This is a genomic window from Flagellatimonas centrodinii (assembly GCF_016918765.2).
Classification (GTDB): domain Bacteria; phylum Pseudomonadota; class Gammaproteobacteria; order Nevskiales; family Nevskiaceae; genus Polycyclovorans; species Polycyclovorans centrodinii.
Window position 1 is genome coordinate 314942 of the sequence record NZ_CP092104.1, and the last position, 14726, is coordinate 329667.

Genomic DNA, 14726 nt, shown 5'->3' on the forward strand with positions numbered 1-14726 from the left:
ACCATGCTGACCGCCATCCTCGCCCTGACGGTGCTCGCCGCAGTCTTCGGACTGGTGCTGGGTTATGCCGGCATCCGCTTCAAGGTCGAGGGCGATCCGTTGGTGGATCAGATCGACAAGGTGTTGCCCCAGACCCAGTGCGGCCAGTGCGGTTTCCCGGGCTGTAAGCCCTACGCCACAGCGATCGCCAGTGGTGAGGCCGAAATCAACCAGTGCCCGCCGGGCGGCGAGGACGGTGTGCAGAAGCTGGCCGAACTGCTGGGCCGTGAACCCCTGCCATTGAATCCAGAAAACGGAGTTGCCAAGGAGGCCAAGACCGTCGCTCTGATCGACGAAGACACCTGCATCGGCTGCACCAAGTGCATTCAGGCATGCCCGGTGGATGCCATTGTTGGCGCGGCCAACCAGATGCACACCATCATCGAGAGCCATTGCACCGGCTGCGAGCTGTGCCTGCCGCCCTGCCCGGTGGACTGCATCACCATGGAACCGGTGCCCGACACCGTGCGCACCTGGCGCTGGCCACTGCCGGACGCCGCGGAGACTGCCCGCAAGGAAGCGGCATGAACGCACCCGTGCGGATATTCGGGTTCCCCGGGGGCCTGCACCTCGACGACCATAAGGCACTGTCGACGGCAACCCCGATCGCCACCGCGCCACTGCCCCCGGAACTGGTACTGCCCCTGTCGCAGCACATCGGCGCACCGGCCAAACCGCGAGTGGAGCCCGGGGATAAGGTCCGCCGGGGCCAGACGCTGGCGGACCCCCAGGGTGCGGTGTCGTCGCCGGTGCATGCGCCGACGTCGGGCACCATCACCGCCATCGAACCGCGCGCCGTACCCCACCCCTCGGGGCTCAGCGCGCTCTGCCTGATCCTCACACCCGATGGCGAGGATCGCGCGCTGGAGACTCCCGAGTGGTCGCCGGCGCCCGACTTCGAACGCCTGACGGCGGCCGAGATCCGCGATATCGCGCGCAAGGCCGGCATCGTCGGGCTCGGCGGCGCCGGCTTCCCGGCCGCCATCAAGCTGACGCCGGGACGTGCCGTCGACACGCTGATCATCAACGGCGCCGAGTGCGAGCCCTACATCACCTGCGATCAGATGCTGATGCGGGAGCAAGCCGATGAGATCGTGGTCGGCATCCGTGTCGTCCTGCACGCGCTGGAGGCACCGCGCTGCCTGATCGGGATCGAGGACAACAAACCGGAGGCCATCCGGGCCCTGTCGGACGCAGCCCGTCAGGATCCCCGGATTCATGTCGTGGTGGTTCCGACCCGCTATCCGCAAGGCGGCGAAAAGCAGTTGATCCAGACGCTCACCGGCCTCGAAGTCCCCAGCGAAGGCCTGCCACTGGATCTCGGCATCGTCTGTCACAACCCGGGAACGGTGCGTGCCGTCGGCCGTGCCGTCACCTTGGGTGAACCCCTGATCGAGCGGGTGGTGACGGTCACCGGCGAGGCCATCGCCCAGCCCCAGAACTTCCGCGTGCGTCTGGGAACCCCGATGCAAGCTCTGGTGACATTGGCCGGAGGCTTCTCGACACCGCCGGCGCGATTGTTGATGGGCGGCCCGATGATGGGCTTCAACGTACCGTCACTCGCAGTGCCGGTGGTCAAGGCCACCAACTGCATTCTGGCGCTGCCCCCCGAACAGACGCGGCCCGAAGCCGCCGCCCAACCCTGTATCCGTTGCGGCGAATGCGCCACCGTCTGCCCGGCACGGCTGTTGCCACAGCAGCTCTATTGGCACGCCCGCGCGCGGGAGTTCGACCGCGCCGAAGCGCTCAACCTGTTCGATTGCATCGAATGCGGCTGCTGCGCACTGGTGTGCCCCAGCCACATCCCGCTAGTGCAGTACTACCGGTTCGCCAAGACCGAGATCTGGGCAGAAGAGGCCGACAAGCGTCAGGCTGACGCGGCACGCCTGCGGCACGAGGCGCGGCAAGCGCGGCTGGAACGGGAAGAGGCCGAGAAGGAAGCCGCACGCGCGCGCAAGAAAGCGGCGATTGCGGCGCGCGGCAGTCGCCCCGCCGCAACCCCCTCCCCCGCCGCCACACCCGCGTCAACGACGTCGGCGCCGACAGCCGGAGATGCCGACGACGATCCGGTCGCGCGGGCGCTGGCGCGCGCCCAGGCGCGCAAGGCCGGCAGTGGCGCGGTACCCCAGCCCACGGCCGTCGACGCGGAGGCGACGTCCCCCGCTGACGATCCGGTGGCCAAGGCCCTCGCCGCGGCGCAGGCACGCAAGGCGGCAAAGGCGGCCGCAACGCCGGATGCCGATGACCCGGTCGCCAAGGCGCTGGCTGCGGCGCAGGCGCGCAAGGCAGCGCAGGCCGCAGGTCCCGCCGCCGACCCGGATGATCCGGTAGCAAAGGCCATCGCTGCCGCACAGGCCCGCAAAGCCGCCAAGGCCGCTGCGAGACCCGACAGCGATGATCCGGTCGCCAAGGCACTCGCTGCAGCACAGGCTCGCAAGGCCGCCAAAGCGGCCAAGGCAACGCAATCGGACACTGACACCCCATGAGCACACTGAGCTCACCCCACCTGCCGGTGCCGCCCAGCATCCGCACCGTGATGTTGCGGGTGTTGCTGGCGCTAGTCCCCGGCACTGCCGTCTTCACCGCACTGTTCGGCTGGGGAGTGCTGCTGAATATCGTCGTGGCGGTGGTCAGCGCGCTGATATTCGAAGCCGTGGCACTCAAACTCCGTGGGCGCGACCTCGAGCCGCTGCAGGACGGCACGGCCATTGTCACAGGCGTCTTGCTGGCGCTTGCGCTACCCCCCGACGCGGCCTGGTGGCTGCCGGTGATCGGCAGCCTGTTCGCGATTGGCCTGGGTAAGCACGTCTATGGCGGCCTCGGCTACAACCCGTTCAATCCGGCCATGGTCGGCTATGTCGTGCTGCTGATCAGCTTCCCGGTGCAGATGACCGCCTGGGGGGGCCCCAACCTGCCGTGGGCAGCGGATGCGGTCAGTCAGGCGACCGTGCTTGACCATGTCCGTACCGCATTGACCCAACAACGCACGCTGAGCGAAATCTTCACCGACCCCGGCTTCGACCACGGCTTGCTGCGCGGCTGGAGCCTGATGGCACTGGCCTACCTCGCCGGCGGTCTGTGGATGCTGTGGCAGCGGACCATTCGCTGGCAGATTCCGGTCGCCATGCTGGCAGGTATGGGTGCGATTGCACTGGTGTTCTGGGGGATCGACAGCGATCGCTACGCGTCGCCGCTGTTTCACTGGGGCAGTGGCGCCACCCTGCTGGGCGCGTTCTTCATCGCCACCGACCCGGTCTCCGCCGCCACCACCCCACGGGGGCGACTCTGGTTCGGCGCCGGCATCGGCGTCCTCACCTACGTCATCCGCACCTGGGGCGGCTACCCCGATGCGGTTGCCTTCGCGGTGTTGTTGATGAACCTCTGCGCACCCACCATCGACCGCTACACACCGACCCGGGTGTACGGCACCCGGGTCCGCAAGGAGCAACGCTGATGAAGGGTTCGGCGCTCCAGATCCTTCGTGCCGGTGCGCTGTTGGCCGCCTTCGCGGCCGTCGGTGCCGGTCTGCTGGCGGGGACCTATTGGCTGACACGGGAGCCCATCGATGCCTCGGCACGGGCACGGCTGCTGCGCGAACTCAATGCGGTACTGCCGGCAAGCGAATACGACAACGCCTTGACCACCGATACCGTACTGGTAAGCGACGACCGGATCGGCGGCACGCAGACGGTCTACCGCGCCCGCCGCGACGGCAAACCGGTGGCCCTGATCCTGACCGTCACCGCCGCCGACGGCTACAGCGGGCCGATTGAGCTGCTGGCCGGCGTCCGGGTCGACGGCAGCCTGAGTGGCGTCCGTGTCACCCGCCATCGTGAGACCCCCGGCCTCGGCGACAAGATCGATCTACGCAAGAGTGACTGGGTGCTCGACTTCACCGGTCGCACCCTGGACAACCCGGACGATACCGGTTGGGCGGTGCGCAAGGATGGCGGCATCTTCGATCAGTTTGCCGGCGCCACCATCACCCCGAGGGCGGTGGTCGAGGCGGTCCAGCGGACGTTGCAGTTCGTGGCCGATCAGGGTGACGCCCTGTTCGGTGCGGCGGCCGTCGACGAGACGCCCGCACCACCCCCCGCCGAGACCCTGTTGGAGGCCCCCCAATGAGCTACGGCAAGCTGGTCCGCGACGGACTCTGGCACAACAATCCCGGTCTGGTGCAGCTGTTGGGGCTGTGCCCCCTGCTGGCTGTCAGCAACAATGTCGTCAACGCCTTGTCGTTGGGGCTCGCCACCCTGTTCGTGCTGACGCTATCGAACCTCACGGTGTCGGCGATCCGCAACGTGGTCCGTCCGGAGATCCGCATTCCGGTCTACGTGATGGTCATTGCCTCGCTCGTCACCATCGTCGAACTGGTGATGAACGCCTACCTGCAGACCCTGTACGACATCCTCGGCATCTTCCTGCCGATCATCACCACCAACTGCGTGATCATCGGCCGGGCGGAGGCCTATGCCTCGAAGAACCGGATTCTCCCCGCCACCGTCGACGGCTTCATGATGGGCATGGGGTTCCTGTTGGTGCTGGTGGCCCTGGGCGGGCTCCGCGAGCTGCTGGCCGACGGCACGCTTGGCCAGGGCATGCACCTGCTGTTGGGGCCGGCGATGGAGGGCATCCACCTGCGGGTGATGCCGGAGGCAGTGCCGGGCCTGCTGCTCGCCGCCTTGCCCCCGGGCGCCTTCATCGGCCTCGGACTGCTGATCGCCCTGAAGAATCTGATCGATGCCCGGCAGAAGCGCGGCGTTGCGCCTGCGCCCGCACCGACCGCGGCGACCCACACGCAGCCGGCATGAACCCGGCCAAACGTGCCGAGATCTATCGGCGCCTGCGAGACGGCAACCCCGCACCCACCACCGAACTCCGGTTCACCTCGCCGTTCGAGCTGCTGGTGGCCGTCGTGCTGTCGGCCCAGGCCACCGATGTCGGGGTAAACAAGGCCACGGCGCGCCTGTTCCCGGTCGCCAACACCCCGGCTGCTGTCCTCGCGCTGGGCGAGGCCGGCCTGCGCGACTTCATCAAGACCATCGGTCTCTACCAGACCAAGGCGAAGAACGTGATCGGCCTGTGCCAGCAACTGCTCGCACTGCATGGCGGCCAGGTGCCGCAGACACGGGAGGCGCTGGAGGCGCTGCCGGGGGTCGGTCGCAAGACCGCCAACGTGGTGCTCAACACCGCTTTCGGCGAGCCGACCATTGCGGTCGATACCCACATCTTCCGCGTTGCCAACCGCACCGGACTGGCGCGCGGCAAGGATGTCCGTCAGGTCGAAGACCGCCTGGTGAAGTTCACCCCCGCAGAGTTTGCCCGCGACGCGCACCACTGGTTGATCCTGCACGGTCGCTACGTCTGCAAGGCGCGCAAGCCGGCGTGCCCACGCTGCCCGATCTACGACCTTTGCGAGTATCGGGCCAAGACTGACGACTGAAGCCGGGCCCGCGAGCCGCTATCCTTGCGACCTTCCCCGCTGCCCGCTCCAGGATCACCGATGCCCCCCGTCCGGACCCGCTTCTCCCTGTTCCACGCCATTCTCGCCATCGGTGTGGCGCTCTGCGGCTACTACGGTCAGGCGTGGTGGGCCCTGCCGGACTACAGCGAATCGGATATCGAAGCGTCGGTGGAGTTGAACCTTGCGATCGACCTGTCGCGGCGCGGCCCCCACCTGCAGCCCGACGAGGCGCAACTCGAGCGGCTGCGTCAGCAGGTTCGGGCGGAGATCGAGGGCGGCCTTCGGCAGCAGGCGGAAAAGATCCAGCTCCGCTTCGGCATCGGCCTGCTGTGCCTGGTGATCGGGCTCAGCCACGTCCTCACCCGCCGATTTTCCGACGGGTGAGGACTTACCAATCAGAGCCCCGTCACTTCGATTTCGGTTGAAGCATCTCCACCGATACAGGTGATGGTCGCCGAACCCACATCGTCGCCGATGTTCTGGATCGAAACCGAGCCTGAGCCCGAAACTCCGGTCGCTCGATCTCCATCACTATTCGGGTTGACGTTCACACTCAAGGCAAAGTTGGTCAGTGGATCGTTGTCGTCGTCACCTGCGCTCAGCGCTGAAACGAAGCATGCCAAGCCTGAATACGGCAAGGGGATAGTGTCGCCACCATCTCGCAAGAGCAGACCGATCGTCGTCGATTCGCCCTGACCCAGCGCGATTTCGCCGACTGTCGGTTGCAGTGTGCCGCCCGCGATCGCCTTGAAGCAGTAGTCGCCTTGATTGATCGCGACCACTTCATCCCCTGCGCTGGCCGAGACGATGACCTGCCGCGACTGAGGAATACGCGACCTGCGATCCCGATCATCATAGGACCGGTCGGCATACGGATAGCCATAGCATCCGGTGAAGATGGTCCGCACGTTCGCGGGGTAGGTGACCCGGAACTCGGCGATCCCGTCTTGGGTCACCCCCGTTCCTGCCACCAGTCCGCCGTCCTCGGCCAGACCGGCGATCTGCGCGCCTGAACGCGCAGCGCCGACCCAGAACTCCCCATTCACCAGGTTTCCGCGATACGGAACATGGGCATCCAGACTGGTCGCAGTGCCGGTCGCGCCGACAAAGCGCTTCTTATCTGCCGACTGCGCATTCCGAATGAAGATCAGATCGTCAGGCTGAATGCCGAGCGCCACGTCATTTCGCGTGATGGTTGAGGTGAAATCACTGGCGTCGGCCAGCTGCCCGCGAATGCCGCAGCCGGTCGCTTCCCCACCTGACAACGGATCGGTGGCGCAACGACGGCGGATCAGACTGTCTCCCGAACGCGAAAGCTGAGCGTTATCGGTGCTGGTACTTCCGGTCGCATCATGCAATATCACCGAGTCCATCAGCGACAGGTTCACCACCGTGCCATCGGGCACGCTGTTGCCATAACGATCGGTGACATCCACTTTGCCCTTCAACCGGTAGTTGCCGTTGTTAAGATCTTCAATGGCGTCCGTAATCGGTTGGGTGAACACAATCGTATGCGGTGGGCCCGACGCGATCGATACCTGAGGCAGGGTAGCTCGCGCGGCAATATCCGAGGGATTCGCGAAATTCGTTCCGGTGGAACGAAGAACCGAGAACTCGATCTGCACCGACCCCGGGAACGTTCCGCTCTGCAAGGTAATCACTGCCGAACCATCGCGGGTTCGGACGGCAATCGTCGAGCCCGTACCGTTCGACACCACCGTGCCGTCAGCGGCTCGACCGGAAAGCGTCTCGCCACCATTCGGGCGTGCAATAAATCGGGCTCGAAGGTTGTTCAGCATGCTATCCGGATACAGCGTCTCATCAATGAGATTTCCCGCTGAATCCAAAACGTCGACGGTGATGAAGCTCTGCTCGGCCTGTCCGACCCCAGCAACGCTGACACGCTCGGCCGAAAGGGAGAACCGCAGCGATGCCGGTTCACCGGTGCTGGACGATTCAAAGCCCAGCGTTGTCATCAGCGCAGGAACATCCTGAACCGACAGATTCGCCACACCGTTGACGTTCGGAGCCTGGACCGTGAACTGCGCCCGCCCGCTGGCCAAGGGCTGGGTATTGCCGCCGACAATCGTGCCGGCGGAACTAAGCAAAGTCACCGGACGGCCATCTGCCACTGGATTGCCAAAGGCATCATTGAGGAGCACGGTGACAACACTCGTCGAAGTGCCGTCGGCGGGAATCACACTGGGATTCGCAGTCAGGCTGGATTGACCGGCGCTTGGCGCCCCGGGGATAACGGGCAGTGTGATTTCTTCGATGAGACCGGCAATCGACGCTCGTATGGTGGCGGTAGTGACATAGGTGGGCGCCGAGAAACTGGCGATAGCGCGCCCGGTACTATTGGTCACCGCAGGATTGGGCGTGAGGGTTCCGTCACTGACCTCAAACAGGACCGAGGCCCCGCTGACTGGCGCCCCCTGGGCGTCAACAACGTCGGCGATGACAGAAACCGGACCGCCACCTGCCGATACCTGGGCAGACCCCAAGGACAAATTCACGTCAGCAATCAGCTGGCTCTGGACGGCGACGGTCAAGGGCGCAAGGGCGGCCAGCCCTCCGGCGGTTCTGGCCCGCAGACTGTCCAGACCCGCGACCGAGCCGGCCGTGAAACTCACTTGTGCAAGACCGCTACCGTCGGTTGTCGCGGTGGTCTGATCGAACCTTCCGCCGCTGGCCGATACGGCCAAATCGAAAGAGATGATCTCGTCCGAGGTCGGGTTGCCATTGGCATCCCGCGACAGGGCGGTAACTGTGACGCTAGCCCCCGGCTGAACGACCTGTGGCGAGAGCCCGACCTGGAGCTGGGCCACCGGACCCGCAACAAACTGAACCGCAGCCAGCCCCGAAATTCCACTCTCGGTATCGCGCGCGACCACCGTCGCCGAGCCGCGCTGGAGCGGGCTCTGCAGTCGTGCCTGCGCAACCCCATTGCTGTTCGTTTGCGCTGATGTTTCGAGCAGCGTGCCTGCGCTCGTCGTGAAACTGATGGACTTGCCGGCGACTCCCACCCCCTCGGTGTCCTGTAGCGTGGCGACCAGAAGCACCGATGATTGCCCGTCTGCAACCACTGTGTCCTGTGCAGGCGAAACGGCGAGCGACGCAGCCGAGCCGGCCCCCGAACCGCCACCACCGTCCGAACCCCCTTCGGTGAACCCGCCGTCGCCGCCGCAGGCCGCAAGACCACTGAACAGCAACCCGGTCAGGGCCGCACGCAAACCGGTCGAAAGCTCCATGACACTCCCCCGCGAAACCAAGGCCTCGGGCTTGAGGCGCTATGGGGGATGCTAGCCATCATTCGTTGCAGCGGCAAGCACATAGCTCGGCTTTTTAATGCCGTGCGTCAGCTCGCATCGTGCAAAATGGTGCCCCGAGCGGGAATCGAACCTGCGGCCTACCGCTTAGGAGGCGGTCGCTCTATCCACTGAGCTACCGGGGCGAGCCGGCAGTGTACCCAACCGGCAGGCGGGAATCCCGGCGGCGGGGAAACTCTGTGCGATGATAGCCGTCTGACAGGACCTTCCTAGAAATAACGACCTGATCACCCATGAATTCAGTTGTAGCTGCGGTGCTCGCTGCCGCTCTCCTCAGCGCCTGCCTCATCTCGCCCGCCTTCGCAGCAGAGGGCGACGACGACCGCGCCCGCCACCTCGATATCCTTGGCTGGGTGGAATTCGTCGAGTTCGTCGACCCGAATATCCGGCTCAAGGCCAAGCTCGATACCGGCGCGACCACCTCGTCACTCAATGCCTTGAACCAAAAGCGATTCAAGCGCAATGGCAAGGAATGGATCCGCTTCGATGTGGAGGATCCGGATGAGCCCGAGAACCGGGTGACCTTCGAGGCGCCAGTGGTACGCAACGTGCGTATCCGCCGCCACAACGACGAGACCCAACGGCGGCCGGTGGTCAAACTCGGCATGTGCGTGGGGCGGATCTATCGCGAGCGCCAGTTCTCGCTGATCGACCGCACCGAATTCGTGTACCAGGTGCTGGTCGGGCGCAACTTTCTACGCGACCATGCGCTTGTTGATTCGGGCGAGACCTTTCTCTCCGATCCCCGCTGCAAGGCGCTGGAAGACCAACATGCCGACAAACGCAACAAAGACTGATTCCACCGCCTCACCAGCGGCGCTGCTGGCATGACGCGCTGGCACGTCCCGGTTCTCGCGCTGTTGCTCATGCTTGTGGGCGGCGGTATCGCAGCCTACAAGTGGCTGGCGTTGGGCTATCCGCTACAGGCCTCGGCCACCGTCGACACCTGGATGGTGGAGGCACGGCTCAGCTTCGACCCTACCGGCTCTGCTGCCAAGGCGACGCTGCTGTTACCGAAGCAGCCACCGGGCTATACCGTGCTCGACGAGAATTTCATTTCGCGCGGCTACGGCCTTGCCACCGAAGATCTCAGTGCGCATCGGCAGGCGGTCTGGACCACCCGTCGGCCGTCCGGTCCCCAGGCGCTCTACTACCGCGCCAGCGTGGTGCGATCCACCGAGCCCTATCCGCCTGAGGGCGTGCCAGCGCTACCCACCGAAGCGCAGTATGAGGAACCGCATCGCTCGGCCGTTCTGGCGGTGCTGGACGAAGTGCGTGCGCGCAGCGCCGACATCCTCTCGTTTGCGGTTGCGCTGGTGCGCGAGCTGAACCAGCCGCAGCCCTCCAACAACGTCAATCTGCTTTTGCCCCGCGAGGCCAGCGCCGAGGACCGCGCTCGCCTGGCGGTGTCGATGTTGGCCGGCGCTCGTATTCCGGCACGGCTGTCGTGGGGTATTCCGCTGGTCGACGGTGCCCGCGACCTGCGCCCCCGGGTCTGGCTGGAGGTCAACAACGGCGAACGATGGATCGCGATTGACCCCGGCACCGCAGCGACCGGCTACCCGACTGACGTGCTGGTCTGGTGGCGCGGAGATACCGCACCATTCGACCTCACCCGTGGCCGCAACGGCAACGTGCAGTTCTCGGCCCTGAAGAGCGTCGAACAGGCCCTGCAGACGGCCGAGCTACGCTCCGGCATCGAGCATTCGCGCCTGTCATCGGTGTCGCTGCTGGATCTGCCGATCCAGACCCAGAATCTCTACCGAATCCTCTTGCTGGTCCCCATCGGGGCGCTGTTGATCGTGTTCCTCCGTAATGTCATCGGTGTACAGACCTTCGGCACCTTCATGCCGGTCCTGATTGCCCTGTCGTTCCGGGAAACCGAGCTGATCAGCGGGATTGTCCTGTTCAGCGTGATCGTGGTGCTCGGGCTGCTGATCCGCTTCTATCTGGAACGTTTGAAGCTGCTGCTGGTGCCGCGCCTGGCGGCCGTGGTGATCACAGTGATTCTGCTGATGGCACTGGTATCGATCGCCTCGCACCGGATGGATCTGGAGGTCGGGCTGTCAGTCGCCCTGTTCCCGATGGTGATCCTGGCGATGACGATCGAGCGCATGTCGATCATCTGGGAAGAGTTGGGCGCCGCCGACGCCATCAAACAGGGTATCGGCAGCCTGGCCGTCGCGGCTGCCTGCTATCTGTTGATGTTCCATCCGCAGATGGAGCACCTGGTGTTCGTGTTCCCCGAATTGCTGTTGATCGTGCTCGGCATCAATCTGTTGCTGGGGCGCTATACCGGCTATCGGCTGACCGAGCTGATGCGCTTTCGTGACATGACGCGCTGAGCACACCGATGCCGACCTTTGCATCACCGCGCAAACTGAAAGCCTTGGGAGTGGTCGGACTCAACCGCCGCAACGGCGACTACATCGCACCCTGCAACCCGCGGCACTTCTATCCGCGGGTCGACAACAAACTGATCACCAAGCAATTGGCGATCGAAGCCGGCATCGCCGTCCCGGAACTGTTCGGCGTGGTGGAAACCAATCACGATGCGCGCGCGCTGGCGCAGCTGCTCTCGGGCCATCAGGACTTCGTCATCAAGCCGGCCCACGGCTCTGGCGGCGAGGGCATCGTGGTGGTCGACGGCCGCGCAGGCTCGCTATTCCGCAAGACCAGCGGCGTACTCGTCGGACTGGATGCACTTGAACATCACGTTTCCAACATTCTCAGTGGCATGTACAGCCTCGGCGGCCAGCCCGATCACGCGATGATCGAGTACCGAGTCCGCTTTGATCCGCTGTTCGGTGCCATCACCTATCAGGGCGTTCCGGACATTCGTACCGTCGTCTACAAGGGCTATCCGGTGATGGCGATGGTACGTCTGCCGACCCGACAGTCGGACGGCAAGGCCAACCTGCACCAGGGTGCGGTCGGCGCCGGCATTGATATCGCCACCGGGCATACCCGCAATGGTGTCTGGCACAGTCGGATCGTCGACGCCCACCCCGACACCGGTGCGCCGATCGGTGGCCGCGAAATCCCCCAGTGGGGGCGACTGCTGCATCTCGCGGCCCGCTGCTACGAACTGACCGGGCTGGGTTATCTCGGAGTCGATGTGGTGCTTGATGCCGAATTGGGACCGCTGATTCTTGAACTCAATGCCCGCCCCGGCCTCGGCATCCAGATCGCCAATGGCGTCGGCCTCGGCCGCTTCCTCGAGGCCGTCGACCGCGACACCCGCAGCGGCGCACCGGCCGACGCCCGCGTCGCCTTCTCGCAGCAACAGTTCGCACGCCACGACTGACGCCGAGCCCGCCGGCTGTCCTGTGGGCAACCGGCGCGCAGCCTATACTGCTTCCTCACGCTGACATCGATCGCCCGTGTATATCCAGTACTTCGGCCTGCGGGACCTGCCCTTCAGCATCACGCCCGACCCGGCCTACCTCTACATGTCGCCGCGCCACCAGGAGGCGCTTGGCCACCTGCTCTATGGCACCGGTCAATATGGCGGCTTCGTGCAGCTCACCGGCGAGGTGGGTACCGGCAAGACCACCGTCGTTCGCACCCTGCTGGAGCAGAAGATCGAAGGCGTTGATGTCGCCATGATCTACAACCCGCGGCAGTCCGAGCGCGAGTTTCTGGCATCGGTCTGCGACGAATTGGGTGCCCCCTACACCGACGATGCCAGCCTCAAGCACCTGGTCGATGCGCTGAACCGTCATCTGCTGGAAGCCCATGCGGCGGGGCGGCGCACCGTCCTGATCATCGACGAAGCGCAGAATCTTGAACCTGGCGTCCTCGAGCAGGTTCGACTGCTGACCAACCTCGAAACCCACAAGGACAAGCTGTTGCGCATCATGCTGGTCGGCCAGCCTGAACTGGCCGAACTGTTGGCCCGGCCGGATCTCCGTCAACTGGCGCAACGCATCACGGCACGCTATCACCTGACACCGCTGTCGGAGCCCGAGACCCGCGAGTACATCCGCCATCGGGTACGGGTCGCCGGGGGCACGGCCGAGCTGTTCAGCGACGACGCCATTCGTGAAGTCCAGCTCGCCAGCCGCGGCGTGCCACGGCTGATCAACATCATCTGTGATCGCGCACTCCTCGGTACCTTCGGCGCCCATGCTCGGTCGGTCACCGGCCCGATGGTGCGCCGCGCCGCCGCAGAGTCGATGGCCGACGCCCACGGCAGCGTCCCCCGCCCCACCCGCTGGAGCGCGCTGCTGGATGCGATCGAAGCCCGCATTCACCTGATCGAGACCGCGCTGGCAGTGCTGGCGGTGGTGCTGGTGTTGCTGCTGATTCAACGCACCTGGCAGGGCGTCGCGGCACCGGCCTCCGAGCCCGACAGCGCTGCATCGACCGACACCGCCGAAGCGCCGCCAGAGGCCACCACCACCCCGGTTCCGACCGCGGCACCCGCTGCGGCCCCGGTGGCGGCGACCGCCCCGTTCGCAGTCGCACAACGACCACTGGATGCCCTGTTCCGTGATCTGGCCGCACTATGGCCCTCGGCCCCGGCGGTCGAGCAGGTGATCAGCGGGTGCCGCACGCTGTCCGATGCCGGCCATAGCTGCTACCGCGGCAGCGCCGACTGGAACACGCTGCGCAGGCTTGATCTGCCGGCGGTGCTGGAGCTCGACAACGATGGCGCCCCCACCCACGTGCTGCTGCGATGGCTGGACGAGACGGAAGCCGGCCTGCAGACCCCCGATGGCATCGTGACAGTGCCGCTCGACCGCATCGACAGCCGCTGGGATGGCCGCTTCCTGATGCTCTGGCAACAGCCCACCGAGGCGCAGTTGATCAACCGCAGCAGCCAGGGTGACGATGTCCTCTGGCTGCGGAAGCGTTTCGCGACCTTGTCCGGACGCCGGGCGGAAAGCAATCTCTCGCCGTTCTATGACCGGGCACTGGCCGACACGGTGCGCACCTTCCAGCTGTCTGAGGGCCTGCTGGCCGACGGTGTGGTCGGCGTCCACACGCTGATCGCGATGACGCGCGGGCAACCGGGCGTGCCGACCCTGACCCGGGCCGACCATGTCGCTGCTCCTTGACGCCCTGCGCAAGGCGGAGCAGGAGCGGACGCTCGGCCAGCCGCCCAGCCCCGAAACGGTCGCTGCAGGACCGCGTTCGGTAGCGCTGGCAACACCGGGGGCACAGCGGCGCTACCGCACCATCGTCATCCTGCTGCTGCTGATCACCCTGTGTGCAACCGCCCTGGTGATCGGCGGCCCGACGCCGCTGCCGGCGCCGTCAACCGAGACGCGGGAGATCCGCGTGGCAACAAAGCCGGCCCCCGCTCGTCTGCCCCCCACGGTGGCTCCGGCACCGCCAACCCAGCGCCCCACCCCGGTTGTGACGCCGCCTCGACCGCCGACCGTCACCCGACTGGACCAACTGGAAGTGCCTCCGCCGGTGCTGCCGACACCACTGCCACCCCCTCGGGTCAACGCCGCGGGTGAAGTGCCGGCGGGCGACCTCCCACCAGAAGAGGAGGCCGAGGAGCGTGAGGCTGCCGAAGTCCCGCCCGATCCAGTCCCGCCGACCTCGGCTCCGCAGGTGGCATGGGTACCGGTGGCCACCGTCGAAGGCACCGACCCGTCTCCCGCGCCGCCTACCGCGGCAGCACCCAGCCCGGCACTGGCGCGCGGTGCCCCGACGTTGGCGAGTCTGCCCATGGAGCAGCGATCGCGGTTCCCCGACCTGCGCATGGACGTGCACGCCTGGGACGAAGATCCCACGCGTCGCTTCGTGCTCATCAACGGCAAGCGCTACAGCGAGGGTGACCCGCTACCCGAAGGCATTGACCTGCTGGAAATCGTCCCCGAGGGGACGATATTCCGCTTCGAGGGGCAACGGGTTCTGCTCCCCCGCCCCGGCTAACC

General features: G+C 65.8%; 13 protein-coding genes and 1 tRNA gene. 12 read left to right on the plus strand and 2 right to left on the minus strand.

Features of this window, described 5'->3' with window-relative positions:
* Positions 1 to 3 precede the first annotated feature (3 nt).
* The 7 genes from rsxB to JN531_RS01620 are packed head-to-tail and all read left to right on the plus strand — an operon-like array spanning position 4 to position 5887.
* Positions 4 to 567, plus strand: coding sequence for an electron transport complex subunit RsxB (gene rsxB / locus JN531_RS01590; protein ID WP_228347106.1), 564 nt, complete (start codon positions 4 to 6; stop codon positions 565 to 567).
* Positions 564 to 2525 carry an electron transport complex subunit RsxC gene (gene rsxC, locus JN531_RS01595; RefSeq protein WP_228347107.1) on the plus strand — a complete coding sequence of 654 codons (1962 nt, stop codon included), beginning with the start codon at positions 564 to 566 and terminating at the stop codon, positions 2523 to 2525. Before rsxB ends, rsxC begins: the two co-directional genes overlap by 4 nt.
* Positions 2522 to 3493: an RnfABCDGE type electron transport complex subunit D gene (locus JN531_RS01600; protein ID WP_228347108.1), complete on the plus strand. Its 972-nt coding sequence runs from the start codon at positions 2522 to 2524 to the stop codon at positions 3491 to 3493. The genes rsxC and JN531_RS01600 overlap by 4 nt, the downstream gene beginning before the upstream one ends.
* Positions 3493 to 4164 (plus strand): electron transport complex subunit RsxG, encoded by a 672-nt coding sequence (gene rsxG / locus JN531_RS01605; protein WP_228347109.1) that lies wholly within the window; start codon positions 3493 to 3495, stop codon positions 4162 to 4164. Before JN531_RS01600 ends, rsxG begins: the two co-directional genes overlap by 1 nt.
* Positions 4161 to 4850 carry an electron transport complex subunit E gene (locus JN531_RS01610; RefSeq protein WP_228347110.1) on the plus strand — a complete coding sequence of 230 codons (690 nt, stop codon included), beginning with the start codon at positions 4161 to 4163 and terminating at the stop codon, positions 4848 to 4850. The genes rsxG and JN531_RS01610 overlap by 4 nt, the downstream gene beginning before the upstream one ends.
* Positions 4847 to 5482: an endonuclease III gene (gene nth / locus JN531_RS01615; RefSeq protein ID WP_228347111.1), complete on the plus strand. Its 636-nt coding sequence runs from the start codon at positions 4847 to 4849 to the stop codon at positions 5480 to 5482. Before JN531_RS01610 ends, nth begins: the two co-directional genes overlap by 4 nt.
* A 60-nt stretch (positions 5483 to 5542) precedes the next feature.
* Positions 5543 to 5887 (plus strand): hypothetical protein, encoded by a 345-nt coding sequence (locus tag JN531_RS01620; protein WP_228347112.1) that lies wholly within the window; start codon positions 5543 to 5545, stop codon positions 5885 to 5887.
* Positions 5888 to 5898: 11 nt separating this feature from the next.
* On the opposite strand, the gene JN531_RS01625 is transcribed toward JN531_RS01620, so the two are convergent.
* Both JN531_RS01625 and JN531_RS01630 read right to left on the minus strand, forming a co-directional pair.
* Positions 5899 to 8754, minus strand: coding sequence for an Ig-like domain-containing protein (locus tag JN531_RS01625; protein WP_228347113.1), 2856 nt, complete (start codon positions 8752 to 8754; stop codon positions 5899 to 5901).
* A 127-nt stretch (positions 8755 to 8881) separates the two neighbouring features.
* Positions 8882 to 8957, minus strand: a tRNA-Arg gene (locus JN531_RS01630).
* A 108-nt stretch (positions 8958 to 9065) separates the two neighbouring features.
* On the opposite strand from JN531_RS01630, the gene JN531_RS01635 reads away from it, so the two are divergent.
* The 5 genes from JN531_RS01635 (at position 9066) to JN531_RS01655 (ending at position 14724) form a co-directional block, all read left to right on the plus strand.
* On the plus strand, positions 9066 to 9629 hold the full coding sequence (locus JN531_RS01635; RefSeq protein WP_228347114.1) for an ATP-dependent zinc protease family protein: 564 nt from the start codon (positions 9066 to 9068) through the stop codon (positions 9627 to 9629).
* 30 nt (positions 9630 to 9659) lie between these two features.
* Positions 9660 to 11177 (plus strand): inactive transglutaminase family protein, encoded by a 1518-nt coding sequence (locus JN531_RS01640; RefSeq protein WP_228347115.1) that lies wholly within the window; start codon positions 9660 to 9662, stop codon positions 11175 to 11177.
* 8 nt (positions 11178 to 11185) lie between these two features.
* The gene (locus tag JN531_RS01645) at positions 11186 to 12139 is read left to right on the plus strand and encodes an alpha-L-glutamate ligase-like protein (protein ID WP_228347116.1); all 954 of its coding nucleotides are present in this window, start codon (positions 11186 to 11188) and stop codon (positions 12137 to 12139) included.
* Positions 12140 to 12215: 76 nt separating this feature from the next.
* Positions 12216 to 13895, plus strand: coding sequence for an AAA family ATPase (locus tag JN531_RS01650; protein ID WP_228347117.1), 1680 nt, complete (start codon positions 12216 to 12218; stop codon positions 13893 to 13895).
* Complete coding sequence (locus JN531_RS01655) at positions 13879 to 14724, plus strand: general secretion pathway protein GspB (RefSeq protein ID WP_228347118.1); 846 nt, start codon at positions 13879 to 13881, stop codon at positions 14722 to 14724. Before JN531_RS01650 ends, JN531_RS01655 begins: the two co-directional genes overlap by 17 nt.
* The last annotated feature ends 2 nt before the right edge of the window (positions 14725 to 14726 follow it).